At 33.9% G+C, this 17,795-nt stretch carries 17 protein-coding genes; 6 read left to right on the forward strand and 11 right to left on the reverse strand.

All coding sequences use genetic code 11. The features are described 5' to 3' along the window. The first annotated feature begins 25 nt into the window (after window positions 1–25). The gene (gene clpA, locus IPK14_20620; protein ID MBK7995690.1) at window positions 26–2,353 is read left to right on the forward strand and encodes an ATP-dependent Clp protease ATP-binding subunit ClpA; all 2,328 of its coding nucleotides are present in this window, start codon (window positions 26–28) and stop codon (window positions 2,351–2,353) included. Between the two features lie 2 nt (window positions 2,354–2,355). Here clpA and IPK14_20625 read toward each other — a convergent pair whose 3' ends face one another. Further along, window positions 2,356–3,057 carry a hypothetical protein gene (locus IPK14_20625; GenBank protein MBK7995691.1) on the reverse strand — a complete coding sequence of 234 codons (702 nt, stop codon included), beginning with the start codon at window positions 3,055–3,057 and terminating at the stop codon, window positions 2,356–2,358. Between the two features lie 94 nt (window positions 3,058–3,151). Here IPK14_20625 and IPK14_20630 point away from each other — a divergent pair, with 94 nt between their 5' ends. Beyond that, window positions 3,152–4,210: a substrate-binding domain-containing protein gene (locus tag IPK14_20630; protein MBK7995692.1), complete on the forward strand. Its 1,059-nt coding sequence runs from the start codon at window positions 3,152–3,154 to the stop codon at window positions 4,208–4,210. Between the two features lie 58 nt (window positions 4,211–4,268). On the opposite strand, the gene IPK14_20635 is transcribed toward IPK14_20630, so the two are convergent. The 7 genes from IPK14_20635 to hpt form a co-directional block, all read right to left on the reverse strand. Beyond that, window positions 4,269–4,637, reverse strand: coding sequence for a hypothetical protein (locus IPK14_20635; GenBank protein MBK7995693.1), 369 nt, complete (start codon window positions 4,635–4,637; stop codon window positions 4,269–4,271). 44 nt (window positions 4,638–4,681) lie between these two features. Beyond that, window positions 4,682–5,068 (reverse strand): tetratricopeptide repeat protein, encoded by a 387-nt coding sequence (locus IPK14_20640; GenBank protein MBK7995694.1) that lies wholly within the window; start codon window positions 5,066–5,068, stop codon window positions 4,682–4,684. Window positions 5,069–5,093: 25 nt separating this feature from the next. Then, entirely contained in the window at window positions 5,094–5,459 is a 366-nt protein-coding gene (locus IPK14_20645) for a hypothetical protein (GenBank protein ID MBK7995695.1), read from the reverse strand. 133 nt (window positions 5,460–5,592) lie between these two features. Further along, window positions 5,593–5,910 (reverse strand): hypothetical protein, encoded by a 318-nt coding sequence (locus IPK14_20650; protein ID MBK7995696.1) that lies wholly within the window; start codon window positions 5,908–5,910, stop codon window positions 5,593–5,595. Window positions 5,911–5,998: 88 nt separating this feature from the next. Next, window positions 5,999–7,615, reverse strand: coding sequence for a hypothetical protein (locus IPK14_20655; protein MBK7995697.1), 1,617 nt, complete (start codon window positions 7,613–7,615; stop codon window positions 5,999–6,001). Between the two features lie 106 nt (window positions 7,616–7,721). After that, window positions 7,722–8,816: a hypothetical protein gene (locus tag IPK14_20660; GenBank protein ID MBK7995698.1), complete on the reverse strand. Its 1,095-nt coding sequence runs from the start codon at window positions 8,814–8,816 to the stop codon at window positions 7,722–7,724. 161 nt (window positions 8,817–8,977) lie between these two features. Then, entirely contained in the window at window positions 8,978–9,541 is a 564-nt protein-coding gene (hpt, locus tag IPK14_20665; GenBank protein MBK7995699.1) for a hypoxanthine phosphoribosyltransferase, read from the reverse strand. A 134-nt stretch (window positions 9,542–9,675) separates the two neighbouring features. Here hpt and IPK14_20670 point away from each other — a divergent pair, with 134 nt between their 5' ends. From IPK14_20670 to IPK14_20685, 4 genes are all read left to right on the forward strand, one after another. Next, on the forward strand, window positions 9,676–10,296 hold the full coding sequence (locus IPK14_20670; GenBank protein MBK7995700.1) for an RpiB/LacA/LacB family sugar-phosphate isomerase: 621 nt from the start codon (window positions 9,676–9,678) through the stop codon (window positions 10,294–10,296). 130 nt (window positions 10,297–10,426) lie between these two features. Next, window positions 10,427–11,167: a deoxyribose-phosphate aldolase gene (gene deoC / locus IPK14_20675; protein ID MBK7995701.1), complete on the forward strand. Its 741-nt coding sequence runs from the start codon at window positions 10,427–10,429 to the stop codon at window positions 11,165–11,167. A 230-nt stretch (window positions 11,168–11,397) separates the two neighbouring features. Next, window positions 11,398–12,762: a M20/M25/M40 family metallo-hydrolase gene (locus IPK14_20680; GenBank protein ID MBK7995702.1), complete on the forward strand. Its 1,365-nt coding sequence runs from the start codon at window positions 11,398–11,400 to the stop codon at window positions 12,760–12,762. Window positions 12,763–12,961: 199 nt separating this feature from the next. Next, window positions 12,962–13,330, forward strand: a complete 369-nt coding sequence (locus IPK14_20685) for a hypothetical protein (protein MBK7995703.1) — start codon at window positions 12,962–12,964, stop codon at window positions 13,328–13,330. A 244-nt stretch (window positions 13,331–13,574) separates the two neighbouring features. Here IPK14_20685 and gyrA read toward each other — a convergent pair whose 3' ends face one another. The 3 genes from gyrA to IPK14_20700 form a co-directional block, all read right to left on the reverse strand. After that, window positions 13,575–16,031, reverse strand: a complete 2,457-nt coding sequence (gyrA, locus tag IPK14_20690; GenBank protein ID MBK7995704.1) for a DNA gyrase subunit A — start codon at window positions 16,029–16,031, stop codon at window positions 13,575–13,577. A 151-nt stretch (window positions 16,032–16,182) separates the two neighbouring features. Continuing rightward, the gene (locus tag IPK14_20695) at window positions 16,183–16,872 is read right to left on the reverse strand and encodes a BON domain-containing protein (GenBank protein MBK7995705.1); all 690 of its coding nucleotides are present in this window, start codon (window positions 16,870–16,872) and stop codon (window positions 16,183–16,185) included. 205 nt (window positions 16,873–17,077) lie between these two features. After that, window positions 17,078–17,506 carry a CBS domain-containing protein gene (locus IPK14_20700; protein MBK7995706.1) on the reverse strand — a complete coding sequence of 143 codons (429 nt, stop codon included), beginning with the start codon at window positions 17,504–17,506 and terminating at the stop codon, window positions 17,078–17,080. Window positions 17,507–17,795 lie beyond the last annotated feature (289 nt).

Consider the following 17,795-nt stretch of genomic DNA (forward strand, 5'->3'; position numbering starts at 1 on the left):
AGAACTTCGAGGAATAAATAAATTTATGTTGACCAAAGATTTACAAATCACGTTGCAATATGCTTTAAGCCTAACTATAAGTAGACGGCATGAGTCTTTAACATTAGAACATTTACTACTAGCTTTGCTTGCAGATAAATTAGCTAGCGATATATTAAGAAAATGTGGGGCAGATCTAAAAGTTTTGGAAAAAGAACTAGAAAAATTTTTAGAAGAAAACTTTGATCCCATTTCAGAAAAAGAATACCATTCTCCAGAACAAACACCTTCTTTTAACCGAGTGCTAGAATATGCTATTCGTCAGGCACAAGGCGCAGGAAAATATGAAATAGATGCTGGTAATGTCCTTGCAGCACTTTATCAGGAAAGCCATTCACATGCAGTATATTTATTAAAAAAACAAGGTGTTACTAAGCTAGATATATTAAATTATATTTCTCATGGCGTTGCTAAAGTTGAACAAGATTATGAACCAGTTAAAGTTAATGAAGAAACAGATGATGAAGAACATAGCCCAGCACTAGAAAAAGCTTTAGAGTCTTTTACTAGTAATTTAGTAGCAAAAGCTGCTAAAGGAATGATAGATCCATTAATTGGACGAGATGCAGAGTTAACGCGCACTATTCAAGTGCTTTGTCGACGACGTAAAAATAATCCAGTTTATGTTGGAGATCCTGGAGTTGGTAAAACTGCGTTAGCTGAAGGATTGGCTAGAAAAATTCATTTAGGAGAAGTTCCAAGCGTACTTAAAACAGCCGAAGTTTACCAATTAGATATGGGTGCGTTACTTGCAGGAACAAAATTCCGAGGACAATTTGAAGAAAGATTAAAAGCAGTTATTAATTCACTAAAGAAACGTCCTGGAGCAATACTAGTAATAGATGAAATCCATACAATTGTTGGTGCTGGTTCGGTTAGTGGTGGAACGATGGATGCGTCTAATATTCTTAAACCTGTGCTAGCATCAGGTGAAATACGTTGTATTGGGTCAACTACTTATTCCGAATATAAAGCTTCTTTTGAACGAGATAGAGCTTTAGCTAGAAGATTTCAAAAAATTGAAATTGGCGAACCTACCTTAAGCGAAACAATAGAAATTCTACAAGGCTTAAAGACCTATTATGAGAATCATCATGAGGTTAGTTATACAGATGAAGCTATAAAATCTGCTGTAGAGCTTTCTGCTAAGTATATTAATGACCGTTGTTTACCAGATAAAGCAATTGATGTTATAGATGAAGCTGGTGCGGCAGTAAAACTACTAGAAATAGATAAACGTCCTAAGCATATTGATACTGATCAAATAGAATTAGTTGTTGCTCGTATGGCAAAGATTCCGCCTAAAACAGTTTCTGTATCTGATAAAGAACGGCTTCAGAGTTTAGAAAAAGACTTAAAAGAAGTAATTTTTGGTCAAGATCCAGCAATTCACCAAGTAGCAAGAACAATTAAGCTATCACGTGCTGGGCTTGGGAATCCTGATAAGCCTATTGGTTCATTTCTTTTTGCTGGCCCAACTGGAGTAGGAAAAACAGAGTTAGCTAAACAGCTTGCTTTAGCTTTAGGTGTCGAGTTTTTAAGATTTGATATGAGCGAATATATGGAAAAACATACTGTTTCCCGTTTAATTGGTGCGCCTCCTGGTTATGTTGGATTTGATCAAGGTGGACTTTTAACAGATGCAGTTAATAAAACGCCTTATTCAGTCCTGGTTTTAGATGAAATTGAAAAAGCTCATCCAGATTTATTTAATATTTTGCTTCAAGTGATGGATCATGCTAGTTTAACTGATAACAATGGCAAAAAAGCAGATTTTCGTAATGTAATTTTAATTATGACTACTAATGCTGGAGCTAGAGAAATAAATAAAGAAACCATTGGCTTTAATGAAGGTTTTCCTGTTAATCAAAGTAAACAAGCAATAGAAAAACCTTTTAGTCCAGAATTTCGCAACCGTCTTGATGCAACAATTATTTTTAGCCCATTAACACCAGAAATAATTAAACACGTAGTTGAAAAATTTGTTAATGAGCTAAGAGATCAATTAGTTGAAAAAAATGTTAGTTTAGAATTAACTACAGCAGCAAAAGAATGGTTTGCTAAACGTGGATTTGATCGACTTTATGGAGCGCGGCCTATGGCGCGTTTAATACAATCTCAAATTAAAGAACAACTAGCTGAAGAACTTTTATTTGGTTGTTTACAAAATGGAGGTAGTGCAGTAATAGATGCCGAGAATGATAAAGTTATTATAACTCCTAAGAATAAAATAGAAGAAACAGATAAAAAGAAAAGTAATACTGTAAATAAAAAAAGTAAATCTTTAGTAAAAGAAGTAGAGTTAGAAAAATAACTCTACTTTGTTGTGTTTTTTAGTCTAGTGCTTGGATCAAGGCTACTAGGGGTCGCATCAGGGCTAGGAGTAGCTGTAGGCATATCTTGTAGGTTTTTAAGAGCTTCTTTTTTAGCTTCTCTAGCGGCTTTAGCTTCAGCAGTAACTTCATCTTTTAATCTTCTGGTTGCTCGTTCAATATGATTGTTGGCTGAACGAAGAGCTTCGTGTAATATAGGGTCTATATAATAATAAGTGTGCGAGGCTGTTTGTAGCTCAGGCCCGAGTTTATATCTTTGTTTAACACGTTCAAAAAGTTTTGAGTCAGTATTAGCAAAAAGCTTATTATTAAAAAAGTTATTACCAACAGAAGACTTTTTTCTTTCCATTAGTTCTACAACTATGGAAAAATCTTCTAAAGCGTCTTTTATTTCTGTGTGAGATTTTCTTGGTGGTTCAGATTTATTATTTTGTAGAAAGTTTTCAACTTTAATAGCGGTTTCTTGCAAAGTTTTTTTGTAAGATTCTATGTCGTCTGTTGCTGCAAATTCTTGCTCCTGTAAACTTTTTAGAGCTTCCAGAGCCGTTTGAGCATTGTTTTGATAAACTACCCAGCTAGGAGATTCTTTTTTCTCCTTAAGTGGGCAAGCTGTAAATCCAAATGTTAATAGTAAAATTACTGGTAAAGATAAATATTTCATAACTTTAATAAAAGTTGAAAGCAAGATTAAAGCACATCTATTTTGTATGATGCAAAGCTTTTAGGCAGAGATAGGTTGAATAGAGAGATTAAATAGTAAATTTTTATTTTATATAATAATGAGTACAAGCAATAAAAAAGATAAACTTGATGATCCTATTAAAGATGACTCTCTTAAGGATGATCCCTTAGAAACATCTTTTATCAGTAATATAACTATAGATGTTTCTGCTTCACCAGATGGTAAAACTAGATCTAACAAAGAAAATTTATCATCAGGACGAACATCTACTAACAGAGAAAGTCTTTCTACTGCGCAACGTGCTTCTGCTCGTACAACTACATTAGCTTTAGATCCAAGACCATATAAGAAAAGAGAAAGAGTTTATACAACGATAATTATTATTTTATCTAGCGTAATATTAGCTCAAGCCTTATTATTATGGTTAGCATACTTTGGGAATAATGTTAATGATAAACAATTAATTATTACAGGGGCTAAAGTTAACCAAAGTCTTTTAATAGAGTTAACAGAAGCATTTATGACTAAAAATTTAGGTATGGCAATATCAGTAATGCCAAAAAGTGAAAGAGTAGCCTTAGCAGAACTAACTCAAGGAAAAGCTCATCTTGTACAAACAACTTTTCAATTATCGCAAGAAGAAAGAAAGCAATTAACTTTACTTACAGGTAGGGAAGTTAAAGAAATTCTTGCTCCTAAATGGGCATTAGCCTTTTATGTTCATAAAGATAATCCAATAGACGCACTTACTTTAATTCAACTACAAAGTATTTTTAAGGGTGAAGTTAATAACTGGCAAGCTTTTGGTGGAATGGACTCAGCTATTGGTATTCAAGCTTTTTATGATAATCATTTTATTAATGAATTTATCCAAAAGAGAATAATAAATAATCCTCAAACTAAGGTTTCTCCTAAAATAATTTCAACAGTTATAGATAATCCTAGTAATATTGCTTATGGAGAAGTAAAAGAAATATTACCTAGTAATGTTAAATTATTAAAAATAAAAGTAAGTGATATAGAAGAAGGAAAATTACCTATTTTAGAAGGAAAATTAAATAAAGATTATCCTCTAGCTTATAATACTTATTGGTATACTACAGATTTAAGTAAAGATTTAGCAGATTTTTTAAGACAAGAAGTAGAAAAACAGTAAAAATAAAAAAGCCTGTAACTTAAATTACAGGCTTTTTTATTTATTGATTAAAAAATTGTTATGACAATCTAACTAAAAGTCTTTGCAACTTTTGGCTCATAATAGGATCATTTTGAGCAAAATCTGACATAGCAGAAAGAAGCGAGTCCATATTAATTTTTTCACTTAATTCAGGACTAATTAAGTTACTTACAAAAGAGCGAGCCGCTTTGTCTATAGCTACCCGGCTAGAAATTGAGTTATTAAAATCTGTAGATTGTGCAATACTAGTTAAGTCACTTTTCAAAGGAGAGCTTGTATTATCAGGGCGAACACTAATACCATCTAATTGAGCTTCAAAACTATTATTTTTAACTTCTGAACGATTAATATTTTTTGTTTCATTAAAAGAATTAAAATCGGGTATGTTAAATCTATCAATTTTCATAATTATTTACCTCACAGAAAAAACTTTCTGTAGTCCACTTAATCCTATTCAATAACCTCTAATATAGACTTAGCCATTTGTCCATGAGGGCCATCTGAGCTAAGTTCTATAGCACGTGTTAGGTGTTCACGTGCTATAGAAAAATCTTTTTTCATAAAGTATGCTTCACCTAAATGTACATAAGCATAAGCACTAGCAGAGTTTTTTTCTATTGCAGACTTATAATATTCAATTGCTTCATCGAAATTATTTTCTGCAAAAAGAATTGTTCCATAAGTAACTAGTGGAATGTCAGATTCAGGTCTAAGAGCTATAAGGCCAAGAACTACTTCGCGGGCTTGTTGATATTTACCAGCATCACGATAAATAGTTGCTGCTTCCATTAAAAATGTTAACTCTTCTTGAGAAACTTCTACTGCTAAATTTGACATTAACTAGCCCCTTAAGCTTAATTATTTATTTTAAGTTACGAACTGCGTCTAAAGCTGTATCATGACGAGCTTTAAGAATATTGGTTAAAACTTCAGTAGTGCGTGATTGTGATTGAATTCGTTCTTGTAAATTAATCAATGCTAATTGACTCTTAAATTGTTGTTGGATAGCACTTTCACCAGCAACAGAATTTAATGCGTTTTCTACGTTTGGATCTTTTGTATTAACATCCCCAAGGCCCAAGTTACCTTCACCTAAAGAATTGCCTACACCAGCAGAACCACCACCTAAGCTAAATGAACCACCGCTATTAGTTGATGATGAAGTACGATTGGAAAGAGATTGGATACCACCTAAGTTAAAATTGTTATTTAATCCTTGAATTGCCATAAAGCCTCCCTATGCATATTATTCAAATAGAAGAATTTGATCACCCGTATTATCGGAGGTCAATATTAAAAGTTGCTCAGAGGTTAAGAAAATTTCCCTGCAAAGATTAAACAAACCCTACTTATCAACCATATTACCAACCACGAAATTTTGCTTTTAAGTCTAATAACTCATTAGCTAATTGAATAGATAAACCATAAGCATTAAGGGCCTGTTGTGCGGCTTCGGCTTGTTCTTTGTTAGCTGTACGAACTAAACGATCAAGCTCTGTACAAGTTTTTTCGCATTTTTGAAAAAGCTCATGGAAATTTTCTCTAGTAAGATACTGTTGGAAGGCAGGATAGGTTTTTTCAAATTTAATTTGCTCGTCATCTTTAGGTGTTGTAGTGCGGGGTTGGGATTGACGATTATACCAATCTCCTACTGTAAATGACTGAAATTTATCGCTCATTATCTTTCTCCTTAAAATTTTCTTACTAGTATAAAGGAAAACCGAGCAAATACGCTCGGTTTTTCTAACATGTAAATGAAGTCTGATTTTATTTTAATAACCATTCTAATTGGAAAGCTAGAGGTGTAGAAGTATCACTAGAATTTTCTATTTCTAATGTTGTTATATAGGAGTTGCTTTGAGATGGTGCTTCCATTAAACGAACCTCTGCATTACCACTTACTTTTCTTACCTTTACGCTAGCTTCCTGGGCAGGTAATGGATCACCTTGATAACTTACTTCCTTTGCTTCTTCGCCGCTAACTTGCTCAATATCAACAAACTTACCTTGTACCCGAACAATGATACGTCCATTTACTTGGCCTTGCCAACTAATCTGGCCTTGTCGTTTTAATTCCCATTCAATTTCAAAAGCAACATCTTTTGCTTTTTTAGTGTTTATAGAAAAAGTAGAAGTATAGTTATTATTAGTAGAAGGTTGATCTGCTATTTTGACTGTCACACCTCCACTAATGGCTTTAACACGTTTTATAGTATATCCTATTTCTGGAAGCCGTGAATTTATAGTACCTTCAGCATCTCCACTATAGGTAGTTTCTAGCCCTTTAATTTTTATATCTGTAGTACTTTTTATAGTACCTTTCCAAATACTTTTACCTCTTGCTGCTGTTGGTGGAGTAAGACGAATAGCTATTTCTGCTAAACGAGATTTAATCTTTTCGTCTTCAGGTAAAATTACTAGTGCTTCTTGATAGAGTTTTTCTGCGTCTGTATATTGTCTATTACGATAAAATTGTTCTGCTTTAAGTTTTTGATAATTACCTTCAGATATTTTTAGACCTGCTTTAGCTTGTTCATTTTCTGGATCAATTGACAAGGCTTCTTTAAACTTAATCATTGCATCTTCATAAGCTTCTGCCTTAAGTTTATTTTCTGCAAACTCAAGTAAGTTTTTTAGATCAAGTAAACGAAGTTTTTCTTGTGCTATTGAGTTTTTAGAATCTAGTTGTAATACTCGGCGAAAGCTATTTTGGGCAATACTATCTTGACCATTGCTTAATGCTGTTTCACCTTGTCCTAAAAGAGCAGGGATTAATTTTTCTTTTGTTTGACTATCACTGGGGTTTATACTAAGCAATTTATCAATATTTTCTATTGCACGATCATAATCTTTTTCATTTAAGGCATCTTCAACTAACTTAGCATAAAGCTGAGGTATTTCTTCTTTAGATTTTGGATCATTAGGTCTTAGTTTAAGTATTTCTAAATAATTACTTAAAGCTTTTTCTACATCATCACTGTCATCAGACTCTATATGCAATTTAGCAACTTGAATTTGTTTATCCAATAATTCTAATAATTCAGGGGTAGCATTGCGATCTTTACGTTTTTTATCTGCTTCTTGAAAGTATTCTGATGCTAATTCAAACTCACCTGTGTCTAATAGTTCAGAACCTTTAGTTATATAAAAATCTATTGATTTACCTTTAGGAACAGCCGTTGGGGAAACGGTTTTCGGATTGCGACGCGCTTTAGCTACTTTGCGAGGTGGGTTTGTTGCAGTATTAGTGTTTGTTGGTTTTGGAGGCGGATCCTCTTTAGGACGACCAATAACAGGGCCTTGAGCCAAAATTAATTGACTTGATAAGTCCAACCACAACAAAGCAATAAACAACGAGATGATTAATTTGCTTTTGATCTTCATATACTTTTTCAGACTTTTATAGTTATTTTTATAAAATACTAACAGTTTATTTATAGTTTGTTAAGCTAGGCACTAACTTTAGTCTTATTTTTACCAAAACTTATTTTTAAGCAAAGAGATTACCAAAGGAATTTATAGGTAAATAAGCAATCCCCAAAGGTCTTAAAACTAAAATCCAAACAAGAATACCTATTCCAATAAGTGCAATAAGCACAATAATTATTAAAATAATCTGTTCAATACGCTTTGTATTTTCTACTAGATTACCTGTTGGGCTATTAATAGAAAGCACCCCTGTTGTGCTATGTGAGGGAGTAACATTGCTAATAGTCCTAATAGTTCCAATAGTTTCAGTTGATTTAGAAAAACTTGTATTTACTTGAGGTTTTACAGTATTTGCTATAGGTAAAATACTAGCTACTACACCAGGTGCAGAATTAATAGGTTTTGCCGTAGATGCTGCATTTATGCTTCTTTCAGGTAAAATTGGAATGTCCTCAGTTTTTTCCATTAGTACAGGCATATCAGCCGTTCTTTCTGTTAATACAGGGATGTCGGCTGTTTTTTCTATTCCTCTATCTGACAAAGCTTCCATTTCTTCTGTAGTGTTAAACTCAGGATCGCCATAATCACTAAAATCAACAATAGGATTTGCTAAAGAACCATTACTAGATTTTTTTGCTACATTTGCTACAGAAGTGTTTAAAGATTCTAACTTAGCTTGTGAAAATGAGCCTACAGAACTAGACATATTGCTAATGTTACTATTTAAGCTAGTTGGGGTAGATTTTGAATAAACACTGATTGAGGATGGGGATTTAGGAACTTCAAAACCTACAGTGTCAGGTAACAATTGATGTGTAAATTGGTCAAGGGTCTGTTCAATTTCTGAAGAAGCAGCAAACCCTTCACTAGTTTTAGTTGCAATATCTGGTTGCCATTTAGCCGCAGATGGTACTTTAGCGGATTTATCAATGCTTTCTGAAAAACTACTATAAATGCTTTGATCAATTAAAGATATAGGGGGGGTATTATTTGGAGGAGTAGGATTTTCAAGCAAGTTTAATTCTTCAGCAAAAGTCTGGTAGTGAGATAAAGGGGTTGTTCCCACACTACTACGTGGTGGAGGCATAGTTCGACCACATTGGCGACAAAATTTCTTACCTTCCCGGTTTTGGTGGCCGCAGAAGGGACAAAACATCTTATGTCTCCCCTCTTTCAGTTAAAATTAGAAATTATTTTGGCAGAAAGCCGATTTTAGCAATGTGGACAAAAGCATTCTAACATTCCTAGAGAAAAACTTTCAAGTCTAGCTTCAGACAGAAAATAACTCGATTTTAGGAGATATTAAGAAATTTTACATTAAGTATTTTTTTCTTCTTTTAAGACACCAACAAAAGGTAAATTCCGGTAACGTTCTGCATAATCTAGTCCATAACCAACAACAAAAGCATTAGGAATTTCAAAACCAACATAGGCTACTTCTACTTGTCGAATACGTCTAGAGGGTTTATCTAGTAAAGCTACTACTGCTACAGAGTTAGCATCTCTACGGCGAAAAATATCTTGTAAATAATTTAGTGTTAAACCCGTATCAACAATATCTTCTACTACTAAAATATCTTTACCTTTTAGACTTGTATCTAAATCTTTAAGGATTCTTACTTCTCCAGATGATTTTGAATCTGCACCATAGCTAGAAACAGCCATAAAATCTAAAGATAAAGGTAGGTCAATATTTCGTACTAAATCACCTAAAAAAATACAAGCTCCTTTTAATACACAAATAAGTAAAAGATTTTTGCCTACATAATCTTGAGTGATCTTAGCTCCTAGTTCTTTAATTCGAGCTTGTATGTTTTCAGCACTAATTAGTACTTCTAAATTAGGCTGGCTAAATTCTGAAGGTTGTAGATTTGTAATCATAAATAACACCTTTTTAAGATTGGATAAATTCTTTATGGTAAAGTGACTTGGTTAAGATTTAAGGTTTAGCCTAAAATAGGTCACTATAAAAAACCATTACTTAACTGTCAAGCCATCTATCAATTTCAAACGCTATGATTGATCTATCAGAAAAACAAGTTATTACTGAAGAAGACTTAAAAAACATCTCTCACAAAGAAACGCTTCAATTAGCAGAGCAAGTTATAATCACGCCACTAGCTAGAGATTTAATCAACACTCGCAGCTTAGAAATTATCCGAAAACGTCGTGGTAAAAAAATTACTCGTCTAGCAATTGCTGCCGATCATGGCGGTTATGAAATGAAAGAAGACTTAAAAAAATACTTAGAAGAATTGGGTATAGATTATCAAGATTTTGGCTCTTATGACACAAAGGCAGTGGATTATCCAGATTATGCTTTTATAGTAGCTAGTAATGTGTCACAGGGTAATTTTTCATTAGGCATTATTATTGATGGTGCGGGAATAGGTTCTTGTATGGCTGCTAATAAAATACCAGGTATAAGAGCAGCAATGGCTAATACAGTTGCTTTAGCACGTAATAGCCGAGAACATAATGATGCTAATGTTTTAACATTAGGCGGAAAAGCTATTACATTTGAATTAATGCGTGAGATTGTAAAAGTTTGGTTAGAAACTACCATAACAGAGGAACGACACTTAAACCGAGTTGCTAAAATTATTGATATTGAGAAAAAATTTTTAAGAAAGTAATAAAAATATGGAGTCTTTAGAAACTTTTGTACAACAAATCATAGATGAAGTTTTAGATCGGCTAACTAATGAAACAAATGTTACTCTGGCTGCTTGTACAAATTGTTGTACAACGGGCTGTGTTCATCGTATGCAGGCGGCTGTTGCTGCTGGAGCATCACGCTTAGGGCTAGCTTCAATAGATTCACTTTCTGCCCGCGATATGGGCCAATATATTGACCATACTTTATTAAAAGCTGAAGCTACACGTGCAGAAATTAATAAACTTTGTTTAGAAGCTGCCGAGTATCATTTTGCTTCTGTTTGTGTTAACCCTATTTGGGTAAAAGAATCTGCTAAACAGCTTTGTGCAAGCGGGGTTGAAGTTTGTACTGTAGTTGGGTTTCCTCTAGGTGCTAATGCTTCTGATACTAAAGTTTATGAAGCGCGTAGGGCAATTTTTGAAGGTGCTAGAGAAATTGATATGGTGATTCAAATTGGAGCATTAAAGTCTCAAGACTATAACTTGGTTGAAGATGATATTGCTATGCTAGCAGATGCAGTTCATAGAGAAGATGCACTGCTAAAAGTAATTATTGAAACGGCTTTGCTAACAGATGAAGAAAAGATAAAAGCTTGTTTATTATCAAAATCTGCTGGTGCTGATTATGTAAAAACATCTACAGGTTTTTCTAAAGCTGGTGCTACTGTTAAGGATGTTTCTTTGATGCGGCGTGTGGTTGGTGCAGATATGGGTGTAAAAGCTGCTGGTGGAGTAAGGGATTTTACTGGCGCAAAAGAAATGCTAATGGCAGGTGCTACCCGAATTGGGGCTAGTGTTGGTGTAAAAATCGTCCAAAATATGTCAGCAAGTGCTAATACAAATTACTAAACTTCTAAGCAGGTTCTAAGCAGCTAATTTATTAACTATTTCAGATCAAAGTTAATAAATTAAGCTCGCTAAATCTCTATTTAACAAAGCTTAAAGAGTTATTTAAGCTTGCCAGTGTAAACAGTTTGTCATAAAACTGAATTAATGATATATAATCTTGATAATTTCTTTATATCTTTCCAGCCCCACATATAGCTTAAATCTAGTTAATAATATATTTGGTAATACTTATGAGTAGATCTTTTCCTAACTTAGATAAATATATTGATAGCGTTCGTGCAGAATTTGAAGATAAATTAGCAGAATTTGTTGAAATTCCTACTGTTAGCATGGAACCAGAACGACGTGCAGATATTGAACGTGGTGGAGATCTAGCAGTTGAATATTTACAGTCTGTTGGTGTAAAAGCAGAAAAAGCTCCTACGGCAGGTTATCCTTGTGTTATTGGTCATTTGGTTAGAAATGAGTCTTATCCAACTGTAACTATTTATAACCACTTAGATGTACAACCTGCTAATGCAGCAGAATGGCATAAACCTCCATTTACTTTTTTTAAGGAAGATGGGCGTTATGAAGGTCGAGGCACTACAGATGATAAAGGCCCTGCTCTAACTGCCCTTTATGCTGTACGCTATGCCTTAGAGCAAGATATACCTCTTAACTTTCGCTTTTTGTGGGAGTTAGAAGAAGAAATTGGTAGCCCTAATTTTGATGCTTTCCTAAAACCAAGAATAAGTGAATTTACTACAAACTCTGTATTAATTTCTGATACCATTTGGATTAACCGACAAAAACCAGCCGTTCCTTATGGGCTACGTGGACTTTTAACTTTTACCTTAACTTTGCAAACTGGAAGTAAAGATGTGCATTCTGGCCTTGTTGGTGGTGCAGCACGTAACCCTATTGGTGAACTCTGCAAAGTTATTGATAAGTGTTATGATGCTCAAACAGGACAAGTAAAAATAGATGGTTTTTATGATGATTTAATACCTACTACACAGCAACAATTAGATAGCTTTTTAGCTTCTGGTTTTAATGTTGAAAGATTTAAGCAAGTTTATGGGCTAAAGAATTTACGTTTTGCTGAAGCAGCAGGTGTTTTAACTGCAATTATGAGCCGCCCAACTTTTGAAGTTCATGGAATTACTGGGGGCTATAGCGGTGTAGGAGTAAAAACTATTGTTCCTCATCAAGCAGAAGCAAAAATTAGTGTTAGACTTGTTCCAAATATGGACGGAGTAAGGGTTTTTAACTTAATAAAAGATTTTGTTAAATCTATTAACTCAGATGTAGAAGTAAATTTTCAAGCTTCTGCTCCACCATATCTAGGCCACTTTACAGGGCCTTTTGCTGATGCTGCTCGCCATGCAATGAAATTTGCCTTTGGTGAAGAACCAGCATTTACTAGAGAAGGTGGAACTATTGGAGCTTGTGTTTCTATGCAAAAATACTTAAATGCTCCGCTGATCTTTCTGGGATTAAGTTTGCCAGAACATGGTTATCATGAACCTAATGAAAATTATGACTGGCAACAAGCTTCTGGCGGGATAAAAATGTTTGTGCGCTACTTTGATGAAATAAGCAAAATCAAATAAAGCAACACTTTGGATAAGAAAAGAATCTATTAAGCAAACTTTAGTTATATATTATTAGAATAGTTACTTGTTTTGCTAAACATAGCAGAATTAGCAAAATAAAGCCTTGCTAGCTTTGGGTTTTTATTTATAATTAGTTAGATAAATTCCTGATAAAAATAACGTTTTTTAATAGTTTTGGTTTAGGGAGAAATCCTTTATGATAAAAGCGAAAATTTTGGGATTTGCCCTTTTGCTTGTGCTGGTAAGTTTTAAAACATTTTTTAGCCAAGAGAAAACAGATACACCTCCTATAACAGTAGATTTTGAGCTTACTCAAGATGATGTATCAAAGTGGAATATGCCCGGTAGCAATATGTCAACTATGATGCCAGGTACTATGAATACTATTGGAAATGCTCCTAACTCATCACAGCTTGTAGATAAACAAGTCCAACTAAATGTAAAATGCAAAAATACTTCTAATAAAACAATTACTGCTATTTACTGGGAATCCCGCTTTTTGGATTCAGAAAATAAACCTATTGTTCTAGAATTCAAAGCAGATAAAAAAAATAGATCCTGGTAAAGAAAAGAAATTTGAACAAGAATGTAAAGTAGATGTAAAAAAATTACCGCCGGAAGTTCGTGTAGGTTTAAGAATAACTAAAATAGAGTTTGATAAAGATAAAAATAATAAGGAAAAAACCTTTTGGGAAACAACTACTGTTAGAGAAGATGAAAACGCATATGTCTTTCATACTTATAGACTAAACTAAGAATTTTTAAGTAAAAGTATTTTGTAGGAATAGGGGGCATCTAGCCCCCTATTTTTATTTGCTTTCAGTATTTTCTGGTATTGGATCATCTTGACGCTCAATCAATGAAGCCGATGCAACATAATCTCCATCTGCTGTATCAATAAGTTTTACTCCTTGCGCACTGCGTCCTGTTTCCCTAATACTACCAACATTTAAGCGAATGACTTTTCCATGAACACTTATAATCATGATCTCATCTTCGTCGCTAACAGGCATCACAGCCACAACAGCACCAGTTCGATCTGTTAGTTTCATATTTATTACTCCAACCCCACCACGAGATTGAAATCTATATTCAGATAATTCTGTACGTTTTCCTAAACCATACTCAGCTATAGTTAGCATTTTTTCTTCTCCCGTTACTACTGCAACTCCAACAACATAATCACTTTCTCTAAGATCAATTCCTCTTACACCATGAGCTTGTCTACCCATTGAACGTACATCAGATTCATCAAAATAAATCGCCATCCCATCATGTGTAGCAATGAAAACTTTTTTCTTTCCATCACTTATCTCTGTAGCAATTAATTCATCATCATCATCAACGCTAATTGCTAAAATTCCTCGTGAACGGCTATAGGCAAAGTCTGATAGTTGAGTTTTCTTGATTGTTCCTTTGCGTGTCACCATTACAACATATCGATCTTCAGAAAACTCTTTGATAGCTAACACACCAGCTACTTTTTCTGTGCCAGGTAAATTTATTAGATTAACAATAGCTTTACCCTTACCCGAAGCACTTACATCAGGAATTTCATGTACTTTTAATGTATAAGCTTGTCCTCTATCGCTAAAAATCAAAATATAAGAATGGCTAGAAGCAATAAAAATATGTGAAACAATATCCTCTGTCCTAGTCGTCATCCCTTTTTTACCTGTTCCACCACGACGTTGATTTCGGTAATTTGTTAAAGGAGTACGCTTAATATATCCACCATGAGTAACAGTAATTACCATGTCTTCATCAGGAATTAGATCCTCTAACTTTAAGTCTGCTTCAGCATCAATAATTTGTGTCCGACGTTCGGTACTGAAATCTTTTTGTACTTCTTTTAACTCTTTGATAATCAAATGTTTAAGCGTAGTTTCATTGCTTAAAATTTCTTCTAGCTCTGCAATTCTTTTTTCAAGTTCTTTTAGCTCATTAGCAATTTTTTCTCTTTCTAAACCTGTTAATTTTTGTAGTTGTAGGTCAAGAATTGCTTGAGCTTGTAATAGAGAAAACGCAAACTGATTTACTAAACCTTCTCGTGCTTCTACAACAGAACGTGCAGCACGAATTAGCTTGATAATAGCGTCTAAATGGTCTAAAGCCCTCATTAAACCTTGTAAAATATGTTGACGAGCCTTAGCTTTACGCAGTTCAAATTCTGTACGTCGTCTTACTACTTCTTTGCGGAAATTAATAAATAAACGTAGTGTTTCTATTAAGCTTAATACCTTGGGTTGACCAGCAACTATAGCTAAATTGATGATACCAAAAGAAGTTTGCATAGGAGTAAGCTTATATAAATTATTAAGCACCACTTGAGCAACAGCACCGCGTTTTAGCTCAATAACAATACGCATTCCTTCTCTGTCAGACTCATCCCGCAAATCAGAAATATCTTCAATTTTCTTTTCATTAATTAGCTCTGCAATTCTTTCTATTAGCTTTGCTTTGTTTACCTGGTAAGGAATTTGAGTAACTACAATTGCTTCTCGTGCTTCGTTACGAACAGAACGGTCTATAGCAGCACGCGCACGCATAATAATACTACCCCGGCCAGTTTCATAAGCTTGGCGTATTCCCTCACGACCTAAAATAAATCCGGCTGTAGGAAAATCTGGCCCTTGGACAATTTTTATTATATCTGCTAGTACAGCACTAGGATTTTGGATTAAGTAAATAGTTGCTTCAATAATTTCTGTTAAATTATGAGGAGGAATATTAGTAGCCATACCAACAGCAATACCAGATGCTCCATTGACCAACAAATTAGGAAATCTAGCTGGCAAAACTACAGGTTCTTCTAATGTCTCATCATAATTAGTATGAAAATCCACCGTTTCTTTTTCTATATCAGCTAACATCATCTCAGAAATCTTAGCCATTCTTACTTCAGTATATCTCATAGCAGCAGGTGCATCACCATCAACACTGCCAAAGTTGCCCTGTCCATCGATTAAAGGAACTCTCATAGAGAATTCTTGCACTAGGCGAACTATGGTATCATAAACAGCTACGTCACCATGCGGATGGTACTTGCCGATTGCGTCCCCGACCACACGAGCAGATTTTTTGTAAGGTTTGTTATAGTGGTTGCTTAGTTCGTTCATTGTCCATAGTACACGACGATGGACGGGTTTAAGGCCGTCGCGCACATCAGGCAATGCTCGGCCAATGATTACTGACATTGCGTAGTCTAAATAACTACGTTTCATTTCGTCTTCGATATTGACAGGAATTTTTTGTTCTTGTTCCATGATTTCCACCTATAGGGAATTATACAGCAAAATGTGAGCATAATTATAGCATAGTTCTTAGAAAAACAAGACTAATAATAGCTGCTAATTGCTAGAAAAAGCTGGTATTTTACTACTTTTTTATCTGTTTAGGAAAGGCAAGTACGGCTATTTAATTTTCTTTGACTTCTAGGGTGTTGGTAACGTTTTTGACTCCTATGGTTTCCTTGGCGATATGTTCGGCTAAAAGTTTTTCTGCTTGAGATCTAACTTCACCTGAAAGGATCACTAAACCATCTTTGGCAGATATTTTTATAGTTTTTAGGTTAAAAGCGTCTGTTTTATAACAAGCAAATTCTATTTCTTTGGCTAACTTTTCGTCACTAGATTCATTAATAGCAGACGTAGAGTTACTAGCAGAATTATTGATAGATGAAACTGTTAATTTGCTTGAAACAGTTTTAACACCTGTAGTAGTGTGGGCAAGCTGTTCTAATCCTGTTTGATGGGCTGCATCAATAATTTGTCCTGTTAATACTACCGTACCATTATTAACAGTTATTTCTAGTTCGTCTTTACGCCAATCAGAGTTTTTAAGAATAGCTTGGAGTAAGTTAGCTTTAATTTCTGCGTCTGATAACTGAATATTGTTGCTGATAGGCACATTAGCAGGGGTATTAATTGGGGTGTTAGCGGGGGTGCTAGTAGGATTACTAGTTGCTACATTATTTTGGCTACTGATTTGTTTCCGAACCCAATCACGCACTTTTGGAGATGAAAAGTAAAGATAAAGACTTCCAGACAAAATTAGTACAATAACAATACCACTAATAACAAGATAGCCTTTTTTTGTTAACTTCATAAAAACCTTTTATAAGCAATAATCTAATTATTTGATACCTTGTTATTAAACAAGAATAGAGAAGGCTTTTACAAGTCTTTGGAACTTAATAAAAGAAATTTTTTAAGAGAAAACTTTTTATAGGCTAGATTTTAGGTAGCAAATTACTTAATTTTACTAATAAACAGCTAAGAGTTTTACTTCTTAGCTGTTTATTTTTATCAAGTTAGCTAGCAATATACATTTCTAGTTGTTTAATTAAAAATTGTTGTTCTTCAATAATATCTTTAACAACATCTCCTATAGAAATTAGACCTAGAACTTTCTTATCTTTAATAACAGGTAAATGGCGTATCCTTTTTTCTGTCATTAAAACCATACATTCTTCTACAGTATTTTCTAAGCCTATAACAGAGATTTTACTAGTCATTATTTCTTCTACTAAGGTTTCTTTTGAAGATTTTCCTTTTAAGATAATTTTTCTAGCATAATCTCTTTCCGACATAATGCCTACTAGCTTTTCGTCTTCCATAACTATTACAGCACCAATATCTTTTTTTGCCATTAATGTTAAGGTGTCAAATACTGTTGTGTTAGGTGTAACTGAGTAAACTTCTTTTGGCTTTTGTTTTAAGAGTTGATTAACTGTTCTCATAATGTTAGCTCCTTAGTTTATATAAATTAAGCTAAATACTTAATTTATAATGGTTATTATTAGCTATAGTTACTAATAGATATAGCTAAAGGTTTGTTGGGGCATATTAAGAGTATTGTTATTAGCAAAACAAAAGAGTTGTAGTTAAGAACATTGTGCTAATTACTTGAAGTTAATTAAGTGGTTGAACTAAATCTTGTGTAGGTGCAAAAAAATAATAGCTTATTTTTTAGGCTAAAGTCTAGGTGACTTAGTAATTAAAATACCTAATATAAAATAGATACTGTTA

The sequence above is a fragment of the Blastocatellia bacterium genome, assembly GCA_016713405.1.
GTDB lineage: Bacteria > Acidobacteriota > Blastocatellia > Chloracidobacteriales > JADJPF01 > JADJPF01.

Bases quoted from the DNA above. Each gene is read 5' to 3' on its own strand.
- clpA (MBK7995690.1), top strand. From the start codon at position 26: ATGTTGACCAAAGATTTACAAATCACGTTGCAATATGCTTTAAGCCTA.
- IPK14_20630 (MBK7995692.1), top strand. From the start codon at position 3,152: ATGAGTACAAGCAATAAAAAAGATAAACTTGATGATCCTATTAAAGAT.
- IPK14_20635 (MBK7995693.1), bottom strand. From the start codon at position 4,637: ATGAAAATTGATAGATTTAACATACCCGATTTTAATTCTTTTAATGAA.
- IPK14_20640 (MBK7995694.1), bottom strand. From the start codon at position 5,068: ATGTCAAATTTAGCAGTAGAAGTTTCTCAAGAAGAGTTAACATTTTTA.
- IPK14_20645 (MBK7995695.1), bottom strand. From the start codon at position 5,459: ATGGCAATTCAAGGATTAAATAACAATTTTAACTTAGGTGGTATCCAA.
- IPK14_20650 (MBK7995696.1), bottom strand. From the start codon at position 5,910: ATGAGCGATAAATTTCAGTCATTTACAGTAGGAGATTGGTATAATCGT.
- IPK14_20655 (MBK7995697.1), bottom strand. From the start codon at position 7,615: ATGAAGATCAAAAGCAAATTAATCATCTCGTTGTTTATTGCTTTGTTG.
- IPK14_20660 (MBK7995698.1), bottom strand. From the start codon at position 8,816: ATGTTTTGTCCCTTCTGCGGCCACCAAAACCGGGAAGGTAAGAAATTT.
- hpt (MBK7995699.1), bottom strand. From the start codon at position 9,541: ATGATTACAAATCTACAACCTTCAGAATTTAGCCAGCCTAATTTAGAA.
- IPK14_20670 (MBK7995700.1), top strand. From the start codon at position 9,676: ATGATTGATCTATCAGAAAAACAAGTTATTACTGAAGAAGACTTAAAA.
- deoC (MBK7995701.1), top strand. From the start codon at position 10,427: ATGCAGGCGGCTGTTGCTGCTGGAGCATCACGCTTAGGGCTAGCTTCA.
- IPK14_20680 (MBK7995702.1), top strand. From the start codon at position 11,398: ATGAGTAGATCTTTTCCTAACTTAGATAAATATATTGATAGCGTTCGT.
- IPK14_20685 (MBK7995703.1), top strand. From the start codon at position 12,962: ATGATAAAAGCGAAAATTTTGGGATTTGCCCTTTTGCTTGTGCTGGTA.
- gyrA (MBK7995704.1), bottom strand. From the start codon at position 16,031: ATGGAACAAGAACAAAAAATTCCTGTCAATATCGAAGACGAAATGAAA.
- IPK14_20695 (MBK7995705.1), bottom strand. From the start codon at position 16,872: ATGAAGTTAACAAAAAAAGGCTATCTTGTTATTAGTGGTATTGTTATT.
- IPK14_20700 (MBK7995706.1), bottom strand. From the start codon at position 17,506: ATGAGAACAGTTAATCAACTCTTAAAACAAAAGCCAAAAGAAGTTTAC.